This is a genomic window from Pseudomonadota bacterium (assembly GCA_037200975.1).
Taxonomy (GTDB): domain Bacteria; phylum Pseudomonadota; class Gammaproteobacteria; order Steroidobacterales; family Steroidobacteraceae; genus CADEED01.
In genome coordinates this window covers 330,441-349,964 of record JBBCGI010000001.1, presented here as the reverse complement: position 1 = coordinate 349,964, position 19,524 = coordinate 330,441, and the positions used below count along the sequence as shown (strand labels likewise).

The 19,524-nt window shown below is 65.1% G+C and carries 16 protein-coding genes; 7 read left to right on the top strand and 9 right to left on the bottom strand.

All coding sequences use genetic code 11. From position 1 onward, the window contains the following. Positions 1–113: 113 nt before the first annotated feature. The 3 genes from WDO72_01530 to WDO72_01520 all read right to left on the bottom strand — a co-directional run bounded on the left by WDO72_01530 (position 114) and on the right by WDO72_01520 (position 5,014). Positions 114–2,030 (bottom strand): GGDEF domain-containing protein, encoded by a 1,917-nt coding sequence (locus tag WDO72_01530; GenBank protein MEJ0084336.1) that lies wholly within the window; start codon positions 2,028–2,030, stop codon positions 114–116. 64 nt (positions 2,031–2,094) lie between these two features. Beyond that, on the bottom strand, positions 2,095–2,739 hold the full coding sequence (locus WDO72_01525) for a hypothetical protein (protein ID MEJ0084335.1): 645 nt from the start codon (positions 2,737–2,739) through the stop codon (positions 2,095–2,097). 19 nt (positions 2,740–2,758) lie between these two features. Then, positions 2,759–5,014, bottom strand: coding sequence for a hypothetical protein (locus tag WDO72_01520; protein ID MEJ0084334.1), 2,256 nt, complete (start codon positions 5,012–5,014; stop codon positions 2,759–2,761). Between the two features lie 237 nt (positions 5,015–5,251). On the opposite strand from WDO72_01520, the gene WDO72_01515 reads away from it, so the two are divergent. Further along, on the top strand, positions 5,252–5,728 hold the full coding sequence (locus WDO72_01515) for a low molecular weight protein-tyrosine-phosphatase (GenBank protein ID MEJ0084333.1): 477 nt from the start codon (positions 5,252–5,254) through the stop codon (positions 5,726–5,728). Between the two features lie 55 nt (positions 5,729–5,783). Here WDO72_01515 and WDO72_01510 read toward each other — a convergent pair whose 3' ends face one another. Beyond that, a complete protein-coding gene (locus tag WDO72_01510; protein MEJ0084332.1) occupies positions 5,784–8,468 on the bottom strand; it encodes an Rne/Rng family ribonuclease in 2,685 nt (894 codons plus the stop codon). 409 nt (positions 8,469–8,877) lie between these two features. Between WDO72_01510 and WDO72_01505 the strand changes: the two genes are divergently transcribed. After that, positions 8,878–9,888, top strand: a complete 1,011-nt coding sequence (locus WDO72_01505; protein ID MEJ0084331.1) for an RluA family pseudouridine synthase — start codon at positions 8,878–8,880, stop codon at positions 9,886–9,888. Here the strand turns inward: WDO72_01505 and WDO72_01500 are convergent, their stop codons facing one another. Continuing rightward, complete coding sequence (locus tag WDO72_01500) at positions 9,889–10,485, bottom strand: Maf family protein (protein ID MEJ0084330.1); 597 nt, start codon at positions 10,483–10,485, stop codon at positions 9,889–9,891. Between the two features lie 67 nt (positions 10,486–10,552). On the opposite strand from WDO72_01500, the gene WDO72_01495 reads away from it, so the two are divergent. From WDO72_01495 to WDO72_01480, 4 genes are read left to right on the top strand one after another with little or no spacing between them, the layout of a single operon-like run. Next, on the top strand, positions 10,553–11,086 hold the full coding sequence (locus tag WDO72_01495; protein MEJ0084329.1) for a YceD family protein: 534 nt from the start codon (positions 10,553–10,555) through the stop codon (positions 11,084–11,086). Positions 11,087–11,110: 24 nt separating this feature from the next. Further along, positions 11,111–11,305, top strand: coding sequence for a 50S ribosomal protein L32 (gene rpmF, locus WDO72_01490; GenBank protein ID MEJ0084328.1), 195 nt, complete (start codon positions 11,111–11,113; stop codon positions 11,303–11,305). Positions 11,306–11,341: 36 nt separating this feature from the next. Then, positions 11,342–12,364, top strand: coding sequence for a phosphate acyltransferase PlsX (gene plsX, locus WDO72_01485; GenBank protein MEJ0084327.1), 1,023 nt, complete (start codon positions 11,342–11,344; stop codon positions 12,362–12,364). Between the two features lie 21 nt (positions 12,365–12,385). After that, a complete protein-coding gene (locus WDO72_01480) occupies positions 12,386–13,360 on the top strand; it encodes a beta-ketoacyl-ACP synthase III (protein ID MEJ0084326.1) in 975 nt (324 codons plus the stop codon). 127 nt (positions 13,361–13,487) lie between these two features. Here the strand turns inward: WDO72_01480 and WDO72_01475 are convergent, their stop codons facing one another. The 4 genes from WDO72_01475 to WDO72_01460 are packed head-to-tail and all read right to left on the bottom strand — an operon-like array spanning position 13,488 to position 18,069. Then, positions 13,488–14,072 carry a response regulator gene (locus WDO72_01475; GenBank protein MEJ0084325.1) on the bottom strand — a complete coding sequence of 195 codons (585 nt, stop codon included), beginning with the start codon at positions 14,070–14,072 and terminating at the stop codon, positions 13,488–13,490. A gap of 12 nt (positions 14,073–14,084) precedes the next feature. After that, on the bottom strand, positions 14,085–15,233 hold the full coding sequence (locus WDO72_01470) for an HD domain-containing phosphohydrolase (GenBank protein ID MEJ0084324.1): 1,149 nt from the start codon (positions 15,231–15,233) through the stop codon (positions 14,085–14,087). After that, positions 15,230–16,444: a response regulator gene (locus WDO72_01465; GenBank protein ID MEJ0084323.1), complete on the bottom strand. Its 1,215-nt coding sequence runs from the start codon at positions 16,442–16,444 to the stop codon at positions 15,230–15,232. Before WDO72_01465 ends, WDO72_01470 begins: the two co-directional genes overlap by 4 nt. Beyond that, entirely contained in the window at positions 16,441–18,069 is a 1,629-nt protein-coding gene (locus tag WDO72_01460) for an ATP-binding protein (protein ID MEJ0084322.1), read from the bottom strand. The genes WDO72_01465 and WDO72_01460 overlap by 4 nt, the downstream gene beginning before the upstream one ends. Before the next feature lie 260 nt (positions 18,070–18,329). Between WDO72_01460 and WDO72_01455 the strand changes: the two genes are divergently transcribed. After that, the gene (locus WDO72_01455) at positions 18,330–19,394 is read left to right on the top strand and encodes an ATP-binding protein (protein ID MEJ0084321.1); all 1,065 of its coding nucleotides are present in this window, start codon (positions 18,330–18,332) and stop codon (positions 19,392–19,394) included. The last annotated feature ends 130 nt before the right edge of the window (positions 19,395–19,524 follow it).

Genomic DNA, 19,524 nt, shown 5'->3' with positions numbered 1-19,524 from the left:
CCGGGAGAAGTGGTGCCGGGGTGCAATTCTCGTAATTGAGTCGGCGTTGGTAGAGCACCAAACGCCGACTCAATTACGAGAATTGCACCCCGGCACCACTTCTCCCGGCACCGCTACCGCTGACGCTGCGATGCATTCGCGGCCAACCCGCCATGCCGTGACGGGTTGAAGACTTCGACGCGATCGCGGCCCTGGGTCTTCGCGACATACAGCGCGATGTCCGCGCGCCGCGCCACCTGGTCGAACAACACGTCGCCGGCTTCGTACATCGCGAGCCCGAGGCTCATTGTGACCGCGACGTCCTGGTCGTCGATGCGCATGCGTTGATCGCGCAGCGCGCCGCGCAGCCGGTCGGCGGACTGCCGCGCCTGCTCGAGCGAGCAGTCGGGAAACAACACGAGGAATTCCTCGCCGCCGTATCGACCGAAGATCTCGCGCGTGTGCAGCGCCGAGCGCAGCGCCGCGGAGAATCGCTGCAGCAGCTGATCGCCCACCGCGTGACCGAAGCGGTCGTTGATCGACTTGAAGTGATCGAGATCGATAAGGCCGATGATCAGCGTGCCCTTCGATTCGCGCGCCCGTGTCAGGTATTCGACGGCCTTGCGCACGATGGCGCGGCGATTGAGCAGGCCGGTCAGTTCGTCGCGCTCCGCGAGGCGGATCAGCTCGGCGCGATGCCGGCGATGCGAGAGCAGCGCATAACCCAGGAAAAACGCCGTCACGAGGCCGGTGAGGCCCGCGATGGCCACCAGCTGCGTGGTGCGCGTCTGGCTCATCAACCTTTCTTCCGCGAGTTTCTTGTCCTTCTCGAGCAGCACGATCTTCTGCTTTTCCTGATCGTTCTCGAACTGCACGCGCAGCTGCGCGACTTCGCGGATGCGATCGAGCGTGCCCTGTTCGCGCATGCGGCGCAGGTATTCGCCCTGGTCGGTGAATGCCGCCGGATAGTTGCCGACCGCGGCATGCGCACGCGAACGCAGTTCATACAGCTCGGCGATGTCGTCGGCCGGCTGCGCGCCGCCGGGGGCGATCGCGCGATCGAACTGCTCGACGGCTTCGCGCGATTTGCCGAGCGCGAGGAACAGCCGGCCGCGCAACGCCGCCAGCGTGCGGTAGTCGTTGTCGTCCATGCCGCTGGTCTGGCTCAACGTGAGCTCGGCGCGGTCGCACCAGCTCGCGGCCTGCTTCAATGCATTGCGCTCGATTTCGACGCCGCACATGCGCATTTGCGAAAGGCCCGTGCCGACGCGGTCGCCGATGTTGTCGTGGATGCGCAGCGCTTCGGTCGCAGCCAACATGGCCTCATCGAGCCGGCCCGCCGCCTTGAGGATGGCCGCCCGGCGATCGAGCGCAGTGGCGAGGCGGATCTGCGCTTTTTGTTCGCGGAAGAAGGCGATGGTTTCATCGACCAGCGACAGGGCCTGCGGATAATCACGCACGCTGAACTGCGCCATCGACAGGCGGCCCGCGGCCACCATGGCTTCTTCCCGGCTCGCATGCCGGCGCAGCAGCGCATAGGCGCGCAGCAGGTCGTCGAGCGCCTGGTCGGGATTGCCGTCGCGGAAATTGAGCCAGCCGCGATCCTTGAGGACGCAGCCGAGCGCCAGCGGCCGGTCGCGAATGGCATCGATGACGCGCGTGAGCTCGACCGACGCGGCGTCGATTCCGCCCACATTGGTGCTCACCAGGGCGCGCACCGTGCGCATGCGGACCGCGAGATCGGACATATCGCCGGCCGGCAGCAACGCGAGGCCGGCGTCGGCCTCGGTGATGCTCTGGCGGCTGAAGCCGAGCTGGCGCGCGGCATCGGCGGAGATCGCATGCAGCGCCGCCCGGCGCGAAGCCGGCATGTCGGCCGAGGTGGAAATGATCTTCGCGAGCTCAGGCAAGGCGGTGGCCGGATCGCGGAAGGCGCGTTCTTCCAGGTCCGCAAGATCGCCGCCTTGCTGCCCGATACAGGCGGCGTTCGCGTGGGGTGTGAGGCAGGCGGCCAGCGCCAGGAGCCAGCCTGGGCGCCAAACAATACGCATGCGGACTTTGGCGCTGTTCGGGCGAATCACGGCACGTAGTTTACGCGCGCCGATGCAGCCGCGGTCAGCGCAGTTTTACGGATTTCTGTTTTTGAGCAGCCGTTCCGCCTTCGAGCGGTACGGTGAAGAAACCGAACCCCGAGCCTTCCGCCATATCCATCGTCACCAGCACGCGGATGGCTGTGGGCGCACCGGCCGCCGCGGTGACCGCAATTTGCTGGCGATAGATGCCGGCCGCGGTGACCTTCTGAATGGCGGTCGGCGTCGAGGCATCCAGGCGCAGCCCATCGATGGACGCGACACTGACCTTGAGATTCGAGCCGCCGGTGCGCGGAACCGCCGCCAGGTGCAGCATCACCGGTTGATTCGGAATCACGGGGCCGTCGAATCGATATCTCAGATCCACCGGCACGCTGATCTTGGCGCTGGCCGTGGCGGCGCGCATGGTCGATAGGTCCGGATCATTGTTGGCGGCGGGCGTGGGTGCCGGCGACGGTTCCTGGGGTGGAGGCGCGTCAGGCGCGGGCTGCGCGGGCGCGGCCGGTGCTTCAGCAGGGTTGGCCGGCGCCGTGCCGTTGCCGGGATCGCCGGCGGGCGGCGCGGGTAGCACTTCCGGCGCAGTGGGTTGGCCGCAGCCTGCAAGCAATGCGGCTAACAATGTCGCGCCGGCGAGCGTGCGAATCACATGGGCCATTTCATGAGTCGACATATTCATTCGCCTTTGGTCTTCAAGGAGACGTTACCGTCACGGTCAATGCGTAGTCGCCTTGCGTGCCGATGAGTTCGTTGTCCTCATCCACACACACGTTGCCGCAGTCGTAAGCGTCGAGGACGTACGTGCCGCCTGGCAGCGAGATCTGCTTCGTCTCACTGCCCACGACGGAACCTTCTCCGGAAGTCACGAAATTGCCATTGCGGTAGAGCAGAAAGTCGGGGTCTGCATCGCTGGCGACATTCGAGGTCGTCACCTTGATCGTGACAATTTGCGGGCCTGGATTGATGGAGAAACGCACGAACCGGTGATTGCCGAGCGTATTGATGGTGCCGGCGTCGTCCACGACCTGCACGATCGTCGCTCCGCCATTCACGGTCGCGGCGGTGAACACCGGCAATGCGGCGATGGCGGGCACATTGGCCGGGCGATGGGTCTCGCCCGTGCCGAACGCGTCGATGCCGTTGGCATCGATGCTCTGCGCGGCCACCAGCGTGTTGATCTGCGGGGCGACGGCGGTGTTCGCGGCTTTCAGCGCACTGACGAAGCTGAAGATGCTGGTGACCGCGGGCGTGGTTTTCTGCGCGCCGATGAGCACGTTCCAGATCGGCGTGAATCCCAGCGAGATCGTGTCGTTGGTATCCGCCGCGGAATCGTACACATCCCACAGGATCGACGACACGGACGTTTCGCTGCACCAGCAGCCATAGTCGTCGGCGACCGGATTGCCGGGCGGATTCGGCGGAGGATTGGTTTCGATGTTGAATCTGCTGGTGACACGAACAGCGTTTTCGTTGACGTACGTGTCCCGCACGTCCGGATCATTCAGCACGATGGCCGCGAACGCGTAGCCGAACCCTTCGCCGAACGCGGTCCGGATGTCGAGCTTGTCGCCGATACCGTGCGGGCCGCCGATGTTGTCGGCGCGCGAGAAATTGAATTCGATGTAGTGGCCGAATTCGTGCGCGATCACGTGCTGGTCGAACTCGTCGGTGTCTTCCGTGACCCTTGCCGACAGCACGATGTGTTGCAGGGGCGCGGAGGTGAAGAAAGTTTCGCCGCCCTGATTGTTGGCCTCCCAGTCGATCACCAGCGCGGGGAATTTCGTCGTCGGCGCGGCTCCCAGGATGGTCTGCACGCCCTGGTAGATAGTGTCGAGAATGGCGAAGGGCGCGGACGCGCGGGTGCCCGTGACGGTGCCGGCCGCGTTGAAACCCGAGGGAATCGCCACGTCGTGCGCGCCGCCGGCGCTCGAATTGAACGTGGTGCCGTCCGTGAACGAATACGGCTGGGTGCCCGCGTTGATTCCATCCTTGACGACAATATTCCAGTTGGGGAACACGCCGCTGCGCGCCATCTGCGCGACCACTTCGATGCGGATCGTGACGTCGTTGTCCACGCTCAGCGCATAGGCGCCGTCGCTCGCGGTATTGGCCGAGGCGACAACGACGTTTCCGGCGGCGACCGCGCGCACCAGCACGCCGCGCGCGGGTCGCAGCTGCGGGGCGCCGTAACTCAAGCCGCTTTGCGGTGTCGTGGGAATGCGCACGAAGGTGACGTTGCCGGTCACGCTGGTCATGCCGGCCAGCGGTGGATTTACGGTGACGTCGACGGTATCCGCCACGCTGGTTGCGCCGCGGTTATCCGTCACGACCAGCGAAAAGGTGAGCACGGTTGCTGTCGCGACGGTCGGCGCCGGGAAAGTGGGCAGCGAGGTGGTGCCGCCGATCAAAGTCGCGGCTGGCCCTGCGGTCTGCGTCCACGCGTAACCGGCAATGCTGCCATCGGCGTCGGTGCTGGCGGCGCCGTTCAAGGTGACGGTGACGCCGGAATTGGTGCTCTGGTCCGCGCCCGCGCTCGCGACCGGCGCGTTGTTCGGCGCCGGATTCACGACGACGCTGACCGTGGCGGCGCTGCTCGCTGCGAATTTATTGTCGGTGACGACGAGCGAGAAGGTGAACGTCGCCGCGGCCGTCACGTCCGGCGCGACGAACGTCGGCTGCGCCGTCGTGCCGCCGGTCAGTGTGACCGCGGCCCCGGCAGTCTGCGTCCACGCATAGGTTGCGATGGATCCGTCGCTGTCCGCGCTGCCGGTGCCGTTCAGCGTAACGGTGACGTTGGAGTTGACCGTCTGGTTGGCGCCAGCATTGGCGGTAGGTGAGTTGTTGGCGGTGCCACCACCGCCCCCGCTGCTGCCGCCTCCGCCTCCGCAGGCGGCGAGCGATACAGCGGCGATGAACGCCATGGCCAGTGTCGGCGCGATATGTCTCATACAGCCTTATACCCACGCCCACGGCGCAAGGGGAGTCGGAACCTGTCTCAAAGCGGCGGCAGATGCACGTCTTTCACGGGATATGTGCGCGCAGTCACGCATACGGTTCTTCGCGGTAGCGGTTTGCCCGGGCTTGCCGGACTTCTTCCGGCGCATCCCGCCAACAGGCAACATACGTCGGCGAGCCGCTGAATAGGGGTCGGGAATTCAACACGGCAGGAAGCCGTCAACCGAGTGATGAACAAGAAACGAGTTTTGTTTGTTTGCCTGGGGAATATCTGCCGATCGCCCACCGCCGAAGGAGTGTTGCGCGCGCTGGCGACGCGCGAGTATCCCGGGTTGCCGCTGACCGCGGATTCGGCCGGCACGGCTAACTACCACGTCGGTGAACCGCCGGACCGGCGCACGGTCGCCGCGGCGCGCCGGCGCGGTTACGACCTGTCGTCGCAGCGCGCGCGCCAGGTCAGTGCCGGCGACTTCGAGCGCTTCGATTACATCCTGGCGATGGACCGCGCCAATCTCGCCGAACTCGAGCGTCTGCGGCCCCGTGGCGCGACCGCCAGGACGTCGCTGTTCCTCGATTTCGCCCCCGACAGCGGCTTCGTGGAGGTCCCGGATCCCTACCACGGGGGTGTCGAGGATTTCGAGCGCGTCCTCGAACTGTGCGAAGCGGGCGCGCGTGGATTGCTGACGAAGCTGTCGAGCGGCGGCTGAAAAACAAAAAGGCCCGCGCACCTTGCGGCGCGCGGGCCTTCGATCGGCAGACTGACTATTCGTCGCGGTGCGGAGTGGGCGTGGGCGCTTCGGACGGCGACGACGACCACACGACGAACGGTTTGCTCGGCGGCGGCGGCGGCAGATCGAGCGGCGCCTGCGAAGACTGCTGCTCGCGCGGCGCCTCGGATCGCTCGGACCGTTCTTCCGGCGCGGATTCGCGCGGCGGCGACGCTTCGTACCCGCCCTGATCGTGGCTTTCGCCACGATTGCCGTTGCTCATCTGCGCGTGGAATTCGCGCTCCTCGTCGGATGCCTCGCGTGCGCCCGAAAAATTGCCCTCGCCGGATTCGCCGGCGCCGTTGTTCGGCTGGCCGGCCTCGCGATTGCGACCGCCACCACGACGGCCACGACGGCGACCGCGGCGTCCGCGACCGTCACCGCGCGCTGCGTCCTGCGCGGGGCCATTGCCATTCCCCGCGTCGAAGGCAGGTTGTGCATCGCCTTCCGTCGCGGCCGGAGCGGCTGCCACCGGTGCTGCGCCCGCGGTCGACGGATTTGCGGCGGCCGCGGCCTGCTGTTCGCGTTGACGTTCGCGATTGCGTTCGCGCTGTGCCTGACGTTCGGCTTCGCGTTGAGCGTCGCGTTGCGGATCGCGCGGCGGCAGCGGTTCCCGCGGCGCCGCCTGATCGCGCGCGGCATCGCGCCTGGGTTCACGGCCCGCCTCGCGCGGAGCGTCCCGATCGCGGCCATGTTCGCGATGCCGATCGCGTCCGCCACGTTCGCCGGCTTCACGACTGCCACTAGCCTCCCGGTTGCCGCCGTCACGGCCGGCATCACGGCCGCCATGGCGGTTGTTGCGGTCGCGGCCATGCGCGTTGCGGTCGCGGCCACGGTCGCCGCCATCCCGATGGCGGCCACCCGGGCGATTGCGGTCGCGGCCACTACGCTCGCCACCGTCGCGGCGCGGTTCGCTGCGTGCTGGCGCGGATTGCGCCACGGCGCCTTCCGGCGCCTTGCCGGTGAATAGATAGGCAAGGCGTGCCCAGAAGCCGAGTCCCGCGGGAGGCGCGGCAACGGCCGCGGTCGCGGCGACGGCTGCCGGTGCGGGCACGTGCACGACTACTGGTGCCGAGGTGGCTGGCGCAGTCGGAATGACCGCGGCGGGCTCGAGCACCGGCTTCACATCACGCGTGCCGGTCGGATCGGCCACCGGCGGACGCTCGGGCATCTTGTAGCTGAGCTGCTTGTTCTCGGGCAGATCGATCTCGTCCGAGCGCACACGTTTGATGGAATATTCCGGCGTCTGGATGTGCGGGTTCGGCACGATCATCAGATCCACCGAGCTCTTGTCTTCGAGCGTGCGCAGCCATTCGCGCTTTTCGTTCATCAGGTAGGTGGCCACTTCGACCGGCACCTGCGCGACGATCTGCGCGGTCTTGTCCTTGCGCGCTTCCTCGCCGATGAGGCGCAGGATGGCGAGCGTCATGGACTCGACTGATCTTATGGATCCGATGCCGGTACAGCGCGGGCAGACCAGGTGGCTCGAATCGCCCAGCGACGGACGCAGGCGCTGGCGCGACATCTCGAGCAGTCCGAAGCGCGACAGGCGCCCGATCTGGATGCGCGCGCGGTCCATCTTCACGGCGTCGCGCAGCCGGTCTTCGACATCGCGCTGGTTCTTCGGCGACTCCATGTCGATGAAGTCGATGACGATCAGGCCGCCGATGTCGCGGATGCGCAGCTGGCGCGCGATTTCGTCGGCCGCTTCGAGGTTGGTGTTGGTCGCGGTGGTTTCGATGTCGCCGCCGCGCGTGGCGCGCGCGGAGTTGATGTCGATGGACACCAGCGCCTCGGTGTAGTCCACAACAATAGATCCGCCCGACGGCAGCTCCACCTTGTGCGCGTACGCGGACTCGATCTGGTTTTCGATCTGGAAGCGCGTGAACAGCGGAACGTCGTCGGTGTAACGCTTGAGACGTTTCTGCGCCTCGGGCGGCATGAACCGCGTCATGTATTCCTGCGCGGTGGCGAACGTGGCGTCGTCGTCGACCAGCACTTCACCGATGTCGTCCGCGAGATAGTCGCGCAACGAACGTGTCACCGCGTCGCTCTCGCGATACACGAGGTAGGGGGCCGCGCGGTCCTTGGTGGCCGCGTCGATCTGGTCCCACTGGCTCTTGAGGTTGTCGAGGTCCCACTGCAGCTCGGCCGCAGCGCGTCCGACACCGGCAGTCCGGACAATCGCGCCCATGCCGTCGGGGATGACGAGTTCATCCATCACCTGGCGCATCTGGTCGCGGTCTTCACCTTCGATGCGGCGCGATACACCCCCGGCACGCGGGTTGTTCGGCATCAGCACCAGGAAGCGGCCGGCGAGGGAGATGAACGTGGTGAGCGCGGCACCCTTGTTGCCGCGTTCTTCTTTCTCCACCTGGACGATGACTTCCTGGCCCTCGGAGAGCAGCTCGCGCATGTTGTTGCGCCCGCTGTCCTGCTTGCCGCGGAAGTAGTCCTTGGAGATTTCTTTCAGCGGCAGGAACCCGTGACGTTCCGCGCCGTAATCGATGAAGCAGGCTTCGAGCGAGGGCTCGATACGCGAGATTCGTCCTTTATAGATGTTCGCTTTCTTCTGTTCTTTGGAAGGTATCTCGATGGAGAGGTCAAACAGCTTCTGACCATCAACCAGTGCTACGCGCAACTCCTCTTGCTGGGTTGCATTGACGAGCATTCTCTTCATTTGAATTGGACCCTAGTGACTTCTGTCGGGCCAACTCGATTCGAACGGCGGATATCCTTACGGACGGCATTGCGGTCAACCGCGCGACGCGGAAGCGCAAGCCGTGAGGCCAAAGATTGTTGTGGGGCGCGTGAATGGTCACGTTTTAATAGTCCGACCCGTTATGGGGCGGAGCGCCAAAACCCTTTGAGCTACTTCACCGACGGTGCGCGAGATGCGTCTTTCTGGACGGGCATCTTCCGCGCGACGATTCAAGTCGGCCTTCGAGCGATGGACCCCGTTGCCGAGGACCAACTAACATGCGGCGCGTTCGATTCGTCTTAAGGTTGCGATCGGCGGTGCCGCGGCATCGCGTCGTCACACACAAGCTGGGGACGACGTCGGCGCGCATCATAGCCCGGGACCCTCAGTGAAAACAAGACGTTACGAATCCTCTGCGGCGCCGGCGCCACAAACCACCATCAAACCACCCGCAGCTCCCGCCAAAGTGCAGCAGGTGGAGGCAGGCGAACGCGGCGAGGGGCAGCGGCTGGACAACTTTCTGGCCAAGATTCTCGATGGCGTGCCGAAGACGCACATTTTCCGGGTGATCCGCAAAGGCGAGGTGCGCGTGAACGGTAAACGCGCCAAGCCCGAGACCCGGTTGCAGGCTCGCGACATCGTGCGCGTCCCGCCGGTGCGGGTCGGGGAGGCCGCGCCGCCGCGCCGTGCCTCGCCGGCGATGGTGGCGGGGCTGACCGGCGCCATCGTGTTCGAGGACGCGCGGCTGATCGTGATCGACAAACCCGCCGGGGTGGCCGTGCATGGCGGCAGCGGCGTGAGCTTCGGCGTGATCGAAGCGCTGCGTTCCGCACGGCCGGACGAGACGCTCGAACTCGTGCATCGCATCGACCGCGATACCAGCGGCTTGCTGCTGATCTCGCGCAAGCCTGCCGCACTGCGCACCCTGCATGCGTTGATGCGTGACGGGCTGGTGGAGAAGCGCTACCTCGCGCTGGTGAAGGGCAAATGGGAATTGGGCAAGAAGCGTATCGACGTGCCGTTGCGGACCGACATACGCGTCGGCGGCGAACGCACGGTGAAGGCGCACGAATCCGGCAAGGAGGCTGCGAGCGTCTTCAAGCCCGTGCAGTTCTTCGGCAAACGCGCCTCGCTGATGGAGGTGGAGCTGGAGACCGGCCGCACGCACCAGATCCGCGTGCACGCGGCGCACGCGGGCTATCCACTGGCCGGCGATGAAAAATACGGCGAGGCGGAGTTCAACGGCAAGATGCAGGAGCTCGGTCTCAAACGCATGTTCTTGCACGCGCACCAGTTGAGCTTCACCTGGCCCGATACCGGCGTGGAATTCAACGCGAGTGCGCCGCTGCCGGCGGACCTCGCGGCGGTGATCGACGCGCTGGGCGAGAAGCGTCGCTAGTCAGGGCACTTCGAAGCCGACGGCGCGCAACGCGCCCGCCAGCCAGATCAGCGGCAGTCCGACGATCGCGGTGGGATCCTCACAATCGATGCGTTCGAACAGCGTGATCCCCAATGCCTCGGCCTTGAAGCCGCCCGCGCAATCGAAGGGCTGTTCGCGTTCGATGTAACGATCGATTTCCGCGTCCGACAACGGCCGCAGCTTCACCGCGGTGGTGTCGACATGCGACAGCTTCACCCCGGTTTCCACGCAGCGCACCGTGCAGGCGGTGTAGAACTCCGCGGTCGAGCCGGACAGCAGTTTCAGCTGTTCGCGGCAATTCGCGGCGTTGCCCGGCTTGTGCAGGATGGTGGTGCTGGTAGCTGGCACCTGGTCGCCGCCGATGATCACGGCATTGGGCATTTCCCGCGCGATGGCTTCGGCCTTGGCCTCGGACAGCCGGAAGGCGCGCGCACGCGGGGATTCGCCCGGCCGCTCGATTTCATCGACGCCGGGATTCTGCGCCGAGAACTCGAGCCCGAAGCGGCTCAGGAGGCTGGCGCGGTAGCGGGAAGTGGAAGCCAGTATCAGTGGCCGAAGTTTTGCCGTGGAGCTCATAAAAACAAAGGCTTAGAGTTATTGTTGTTTTGACTTGGGGGCGAGCGGTCCCTATCATACGCGCCCCATGTCACTGGGCTGGTCCCGACGCGCTCCCGTCGACTCTCTGGTAGGCACCGAAGCGGCAATCGATTTCACGATTCCGTTCGAGGAGCTGCCCAGGGTGTCCGGGGAACTCACGTCCACGGAGGGAGCAGCCACGGGCCGCGTGCGTTTTTCGCGCCAGCTCGGACAGGCGGTTGCAGACCTCGAGGTGAGCGCTGCGCCCGAAGTAGTTTGCCAGCGCTGCATGCAGACGATGCGCTGGCCGGTGGACGTGAAGTCGCGCATCGCGCTGGTCAGCGATTACGCCGCGGCCGACCGGGTGCCCGCGGAGTTGGAAGTGTTTCTGGTCGAGGGCGACAGCTTGAGCGTGCGCGACCTCGTCGATGAAGAAGTCCTGCTGGCGTTGCCTCATGTGCCGCGGCATGGAGAAGGAAGTGAGTGCGCGGGCAGCGCAGTGCAGTTGCCCGGGCAGGATGGCGAAACCTCCGAAGAGGCCGCCGAGCACCAGGTTCAAAAACCGTTTGCACAGTTGGGCGAACTGTTGAAACGCAAGTAGTAGTCGCCCGAGAGGATTGGTTCCATGCCTGTTCAGAAAAGTCGCAAAACGCCGTCCAAGCGCGGCATGCATCGTTCGCATGACGGGCTCACGAAGCCCGCGCTGTCCGTCGATCCGCAGTCCGGTGAGACGCACCTGCGCCATCGCATCACTCCGGACGGTTTCTATCGCGGCAAACGCGTCATCGAAAAACCGGCCGAAGTCGAAACCGAAGAATAGTCTTCGTAGCGGGACGGCCAGTCCCGCTCGTGGCGCATGGCGTCTATCGCCGTCGATGTGATGAGTGGTGACAGCGGTGCGCCGGAGTGCATCCCCGGCGCATTGCGCGCGCTCGACACCGATTCCGCCCTCGAGCTCATCCTCGTGGGGCTACCCGAAGTCATCGAACCCGCGCTCGCTGGTGCGCCCGCGGGCGTGCGGTCGCGCGTGTCGATCCATCCGGCGGCGACCGTCGTCGGCATGTCGGAGCATCCGCGCGAGGCCATCCGCCGCCGCAAGGATTCCTCGATGCGGCTGGCGATCGACCTCGTGAAGGAAGGCCGCGCGCAAGCGATGGTGAGCGCCGGCAATACCGGCGCGCTCACCGCGATGGCGCACTTCGTGTTGAAGACCGTGGGTCCCGTCGAGCGTGCGCCGATCATGTCGTCCGTGCCGGCGCGCAACGGCGGCCACACGCACATCCTCGATCTCGGCGCCAACACCAAGGCCACTGCGCTGCAGCTCGCGCAGTTCGCCACCATGGGCTCGATCGTCGCGCGCGACGTGTTCGGTATTCCGAACCCGCGCGTCGGCCTGCTCAACATCGGCGAGGAAGACACCAAGGGCCACGAACTCATCCAGGACGCGCACGAGCTCATTCGCGCCAGTGGCGTGAACTATCTCGGCTTCGTCGAAGGCAACAATATCTTCGATGAAGGCGTCGACGTGGTGGTCACGGATGGGTTCACCGGCAACGTCGCGCTGAAGGCGATGGAAGGCCTCGCGAAGCTCATCGTCGAACAGCTGCGCACGGAATTTTCGCGCGACACGATGAGCAAGCTCTCCGGGTTGCTAGCCCGCCCGGTCCTGCGGCGCGTGGGCGCGGGACTCGATCCGCGGCGTTACAACGGCGCGTGCATGGTCGGACTGACCGCAGTCGTGGTAAAAAGCCACGGCAGCGCGGACCGCGTCGCATTCGCCCAGGCCATCAGCACGGCCGCCACCGCGATGCGCCGTGGACTTCCGGCGGCAATTGAAAACGCACTGGCGAAAGCGGTGGCTCAGGCCAGCGGCCAGTAACCGGACGACCAAAGGGCGAACATGTACTCACGCATTGCCGGCACGGGTTCCTACCTGCCGGAAAAGATCGTCACCAATTTCGATCTCGAGAAGAAGATGGATACCACCGACGAGTGGATCCGTTCGCGCACCGGCATCGAACGCCGTCACATCGCGGCCGAAGGGCAAACTACCGTCGACCTGGCCGAAGTCGCTGCGCGCCGCGCCATCGAGGCCGCGGGCGTCACGCCGGCCGAAATCGATTTCATCGTGTTCGGCACCACCACGCCCGATCTGGTGTTTCCGAATTGCGGCGTGTTGCTGCAGGCGCGCCTCGGCGCGCGCGGTTGCCCCGCGTTTTCGGTCGAGACCGCGTGCAGCGGTTTCATCTACGCGATGTCCATCGCGGATAAATTCATCAAGGCGGGCGAGGCCAAGTGCGCGCTGGTGGTGGGGGCAGAGACGCTCTCGCGCATCACGAACTGGGCCGATCGCAGCACTGCGGTGTTGTTCGCCGACGGGGCCGGCGCCGTCGTGCTCAAGCCGTCGGCGGAACCCGGCATCATGAGCACGCATCTGCATGCCGATGGCGCCTACAAGGATCTGCTGTACGTCGAAAGCGGCGTGTCGAAGGGATTCAACATCGACCCCGTGACCAACAAGGTCGACATCGGCATCAGGATGGCCGGCAGCGAAGTGTTCAAGGTCGCCGTGCAGAAACTCGGCGGCGCGGTCGACGAAGCGCTCGCGGCGAATGGCCTCGAGAAGTCCGCCGTGAACTGGTTGATTCCGCACCAGGCGAACATCCGCATCATCTCGGCGATGGCCAAGCGGCTCGAGCTGCCGATGGAGCGTGTCATCGTCACCGTGCAGGACCACGGCAACACGTCGACGGCGTCCGTGCCGCTGGCGCTCGATGTCGGTGTGCGTGACGGCCGCGTGAAGCGCGGCGATCTGCTGCTGCTGGAAGCCTTCGGCGGCGGCTTCACCTGGGGCTCGGCGCTAGTACGGTTCTGAGTGTGGCGCCGGCCGGAGTGGTGCCGGGGTGCAATTCTCGTAATTGAGCCAGCGTCCCTGTTCGCGCCGACGTCGACTCAATTACGAGAATTGCACCCCGGCACCACTCCGGCCGGCGCCACTTCTTCTACCTGCTGCCGATCTTGGCCATCTCGCGCTCGAGATCGTCGAGCAGGGACTGCACGTCCTCGGCGCCTTCCGAAACGTCGTCCTCCATCATGATCGCGCCGTCTTCGTCCATCTCGATCTTGGTGATGCCGGGGTTGGCCTTCTCGAGCTCCTCGAGGATGTTCACCGTCTTCTGATGCTCCTGCAGCAGTTTGCGGCTCTGCGCTATCAGCTTCTTGTGCTGCAGGCCCTGCAGGATGGTCATCTGCAGTTCCTTCGGATGGCAGGGCTTGAGCAGGAAGCGGTACACCTCGCCCTCGTTGATGGCGCGCACCGCGGCTTCCAGATCCGCCTGACCCGAGAGGATCATGCGAATCGTGTTAGGCCACTTCTTGCGCACCTCGGAGAGGAACTGGCTGCCGGTCATGCCGGGCATCCGCTCGTCGGAGACGACCACGTCGATCTCATTGCCCGCCAGGATCATGAGACCCTTCTGCGCCGAGTCGGCGGTGAAAATCTCGAACTGCGAACGGTCGAGGCTGCGAACCAGCGCCGAAGTGAGGTTCGGCTCGTCGTCGACCAGCAGTAGTTTGCTCTTTTCCATAAACGGTACCTTTTATTCCCGCACCAGTACGGAAACCTGGATGGGTTCCGCGACTCCGACGCCGCTGGCGATGGTGCTTAATCGCCCCAGCAATGAAGAGGTTATTTCCACGCCTTTCGGCACCAGGCGAATTCCTTTCGCAGAAAGCACGTCGCTTTCGAGAATCATCCCGATACCCAGATCGCTCACGCCCAGCGTGCGCGACTCGCGCCGCCCACCGCCGGTGACCGGCGCGGTGAGCATCGCGGCGGTGATCGCCTTGGGCAGATGCGGCGCGAGTTGCCGGATCTGGTGAATGCCGTAATGCGCCGAGCGCCCCTCGTCGACGAACTGGTCGAGCCGTACCGCGGTCCAGAGGATCGCGGCACCGAGTTGTTGCGGGTTCCAGCTCGCGGCATCGCCGCTGCCGAGTTCCTTGGCGGGCGTACGCAGCTGCCCGGCCACCATGCCGGCGACGTCTTCCAGGCGCGGAATCTGCCCCAGCAGTTTTCCGGCGACGTCCGGATGCGAGCGGTACAGCTTGTTTTCCTCGTCGCTCAGCGCCTGCCCGCCATACACCTTGGCGAGCGTTTCGGGCGGCAGGGAGACACAGCCCAGCTGCGAGAGCATGCCGGCCAGATGATATTTCCACGCGTCGGGTAGTTTGAGCGCGTTGCTGGCGGCGTCCGCGTATTTCTGGATCTGCGCGGCGCGGCGCTGGGCGGCCGGATTGATGAGGCCCAGCACCTCCAGCAGCACCTTCACGGTCGCGTTGAGCGTGTTCTCGAGCAGGTGTTTTTCCGCGTTCACGAGCCGGTACTGCTCGATCCCCGCGTTGACGACTTCGAGCAATTTGTCCGAATCGCAGGGCTTCATCAGGAAGCGGAAGATGTGGCCTTCGTTCACCGCGGCCACGGTCGAGTCGAGATCGGCTTGCCCGGACAACACCATGCGTACCGTGTTGGGCGAGATCTGGTTGACCTTCGACAGGAAATGCGCGCCATTCATCTCGGGCATGCGCATGTCCGAAACGACGACCGCGAACGGCCCCTTCGATTCGATCATCGTGAGTCCGGCCGCCGCGCCGACCGCGGTTTCGATGTCGAGCCGGTTGCGCAGCTGGCGGCGGATGCCGTCGAGGACGTTCGGTTCGTCGTCGACGAACAGGACACGTTCGCTCATGACGCCGCCTTCTGGTTCACGGCGATGAAAGCTTCACGCCATTCGACCCAGCGCGCCGCGAGGCCCTGCGATTCCAGGTAGGCATAGTTGAGCCCCAGCTCCGGCGAACGCGGATCCGCGATGTCGGGGCGATGCGCGAGGCGATCGGCGACGTGCACGATGCCCGGCAGGCCGAACTTGCGGTTCGGCGCCTGCGATGGGTCTTCGTGATAGGCGATGGCTTCGGCGATGGTGTTCGGCAACCCCCACAGGCCGACCAGATAGGCGCCCACGTCGGTGTGCGAGGCGTGCAATTCGAGCATCTCCACCTGTTGCAGGGTGCCGGGTCGATTTCCGACCTGGGCAAGGACCTTGCCGTACGCCTCCGGCAAACCGATCGCGAGCACCAGCTTGCCGATGTCGTGCAGCATGCCGGCCAGAAATGCCGCCGCCACCTGGTCGCGGTCCAATTGCTCCGCGCTGGCGATGCGATGGGCGGCGGTCGCGGTCGTCATGCTGTGACTCCACAACGCATCCATGCTGAACCCCGGAACGCTGGGCGGTTCGCAATCGGAGAAAATGCCCTGGCCGAGCACCAGCGCCATGATGCGGTCGAGGCCTAACAAGGCGCCGGCGCGGCCGACGTCGGCGACGGGTTTCTGCAGGCCGAAATACGCCGAATTCACCAGCTTCAGCAGCCGGGCGGTCATCGCCGGGTCGGTGGCGATCACCTTCGACACGTCATCGATGCTGGAATTCGGCCGGCGCAGCGTTACGACCAGCTGCTGGTAGGTGGCCGGCAGCGTGGGTAGTTTGTTGATGCGCGCCACTAGCGCCTTGACCGATTCGCTGCCGGCGAGATCGCGCAAGGCAAAGGCGCGGGAAATCGTGCCCTGCAGGATGTCCGCGTCGCAGGGCTTGGAAAGAAACTGGTGCGAGACGCCGAGCGCCTTCATCACGGATTCGGTCTCGGCCTGGCCGGAGAGGATCAGGCGGATCGTGTCGGGATATTCGCGCTGCACGACCTCGAGCAGCTCGGCGCCGTTCATGCCGGGCATACGCATGTCGGTGACGACCACCTCGCAGGGTTCGGCCTTGAGCGCTTCGAGCGCGGCCTGGGCACTGCCGACGAAGGTCATCTGCCATTCGTTGCGTTTCGGCCGGAGCATTCTCTTCAGGCCTTCCAGCACCCGCGGCTCGTCGTCGACGAAGATGACGCGGATTGCATTCAAGCAGCGGCCCCTGCGGCCGACTCGGGTTCCGACTTCGCGCCGCCGATCGGCAGGCGGATCGTGAACGTGGTGCCCGCGCCCGGCGCGCTCGCGACCTTGATGGTGCCGCCGTGTTTGTCGACGATCACGTTGTGAGCGATCGCCAGCCCCTGGCCCGTGCCCTTGCCGACTTCCTTGGTCGTGAAGAAGGGGTCGAAGATGCGCTGCTGGATGTGGGGCGGCATTCCCGAGCCCGAGTCCTTGATCTCGATGATGGCCCATTCGCCGTCGGGGCGCGTGCGCACGGTGATCTTGCCCTTGCCATTGCCGCCGTCGCCGACCACGTCGGAGATCGCGTGCGCGGCGTTCACCACCATGTTGAGGACGACCTGGTTGAACTCGGCCGGCGAGCAGTGCACCGCCGGCAGATCGGCGGCGAGATCCATTTCGATCTCGGCGACGTATTTCCATTCGTTGCTGGCCACGGTAATGGTGCTCTGGATCGCGCGATTGAGATCGGTGGCGGTTTTCTCGCGCGCCGGGTGCGAGAACTCCTTCATCGCACGAACGATCTTCGCGACGCGATCGACGCCTTCGAGGGATTGCGCCAGCGCGCGCGGAATTTCTTCCTTCAGATAATCGAAGTCGGCCTCGGACAGAAGTTTGCTGGCCGGCTCGCCGCCGGCGAGCACCAGCTGCGCGAGGATGGCGTCGAGCTCGCCGAACGACTCCTTGAGGAAGCGCAGGTTGTCGCCGACGTACTGCGTCGGTGTATTGATTTCATGCGCGATGCCTGCGGCCAGCTGGCCGATGGCTTCGAGCTTCTGCGCCTGGCGCAGGTTGTCCTCGAGGCGGTCGCGTTCCTCGAGGGTCTGCTTGAGCATCGAGATGTCGGCGATGCAGCCTTCCCATCCGGCGAAGGCCTGGCTCGCGTCATACAGCGGCGCCGTGTTGATCAACACGTGCAGCTTGCTTCCCTTGGAGTTCTGGATCGTCGTTTCCCAGCCTTCGACCATGCGCTGCCGCGACATCAGGTCGAGAAAGTGCGCTCGTTTGCTGGGCTCGAACAACATGTCGAGGAAGTTGACCTTGTCGAGCGGAATGCCCTGGCAGGCAAGCAGCTTCTGGCAGGCGGCATTGGCGGTCTTGAGCACGCCATCGCGATTGGCGGTGAACAGCGCCACCGGAACGTTGTTGAACAGGTCCTGATAGCGGCGCGTGGCGCGCACCAGGTCGCGGTGGAAATTGTTGCGCTCCACCGAATACGAAACGATGCGCGACAACATGCCGGCGTTGACGCGGCGCTTCTCGAGATAGTCCTGCGCGCCTTCGCGCACGGCGGACAGGCCCTGCTTGTAGTCGTCGGATCCGGTGAGAACGATGATGGGCGTGAGATCGGCGATCGCACGCAGGGCGCGTAGCGCCTGCAGGCCGGTGGCATCGGGCAGCCCGAGGTCGAGCAGCACGAGGTCGTACTCGGTGGTCGTGAGGCGTTGCGCCGCGTCGGCGGCGGTCTGCACCCAGTCGCTGGTGACGCGGTTCAAGCCGGCGTCCTTGAGGTGGCGCTCGACCACGCGCGCATCCGCCGGGTTGTCCTCGACTAACAACAACCGGATGTCCCTGATCTCGAATTCGTTGGTGCTCATCGGCGCGCTTCTTGCCTTACGTTGAGGGATGAGGCTCTTCGCCACACGCTGTTTTATCGGCGCGCAGGGCCAATACCTTAGAAACGGCGCGCATTTGCCGCCCGTGGCGATACCCATCACATATCGGCGCGGAAGGCCTGTCCTAAACCCCGTTTTGCAACTAAGGGGCTGGCCGAGTTGCGGGGTTCTTCACAAAGTTTCGGCGTCTCCCTATCCAGACTCCATGCCACGTGCCGATTCCATAAGCCGGTACGCAAAACATGACGACCCTCGTTGAAAAAATCCTGACCGGCCTTGAACCCGATTCGGGCGGCGCCGGCGAATTGTTCGATCTCCATCCGGTGCCCTCGCTGCTGCTGTCGCGCAGCGGGGTTGTCACCGCGGCCAATCGCGCCGCATTGACGCTGTTTCGCTGCGAGGCAGCCGCTCTCGTGGGTGGGGCCATGGTCGGTTTCTTTCCGGAGTTGGGCCGCGGCCTTGCCGAAATCCGCGCGCTCACGCATCACGCCCGCGTCGCGGTGCGTCGTCCCGATGCCAGCAATTTCATCTCCCGGGTGTATCTGGCGCCGCTCGCCGCGGATGCCGATGCGACCTTGCTGGTGACGCTCGAAGACCGCACCGAGTTCGAGGATGCCGTCGCGGCGAACAACAAGGAGCTCGAGTCCTTCATGTCGGTGGCCGGCCACGACCTGCGCGGGCCGCTGCGAATCCTCAAGGGCTTCGCGGACGCGCTCGAAGACGAATGCGGCGCGGTGCTGAATGAAGAAGGCCGCGGCTTTCTCAAGGAAATCGTCAAGGCCAGCGATCGCATGGAAGGATTGATCGATGGCCTGCTCACACTGTCGCGCTCGGGGCGCGCCGAGATGAACCGCGAGAACCTCGATCTGTCGACGCTGGTCGAGCTCGTTACCTATGAATTGCGGCACGGGAAGGGCGCACGCGAAGTCGACTTCCAGGGCGAGGCCGGCATGAACGTGTGGGGCGACGTGCGGCTGATGATGACCGTCCTGCGCACGCTGCTCGGTAACGCCTGGAAATACACCAGCAAGACCGCGCAGCCCGTAGTGCGCTGCCATGCCGAGGAACGTGACGGCCGCCGCTGGATCTGCGTGACCGACAACGGCGCCGGGTTCGACATGGCCCATGCAGACCGCCTCTTCAAACCGTTCACGCGTCTGCATCGGCAGGACCAATTCATGGGCTATGGCCTCGGGCTCGCGACCGTGCACCGCATCGTGAAGCGGCATGGCGGTGATATCGAAGCGCAGGCAGCAGTCGGGCAGGGGACGACGATCCGCTTCTGGCTCGAACCCGCGCCGCCCTGAGAGGGTGCCGGGTGGGGAAAGTGGGGAGTCGTCTCCCCACTTTCCCCACCCGGCACCATCAACTGCGATTTGTTAGACACAGCGCACATTCGGCGGTCGAAATCGTGGTAGCCGGCGCAAAGTCTCGAGG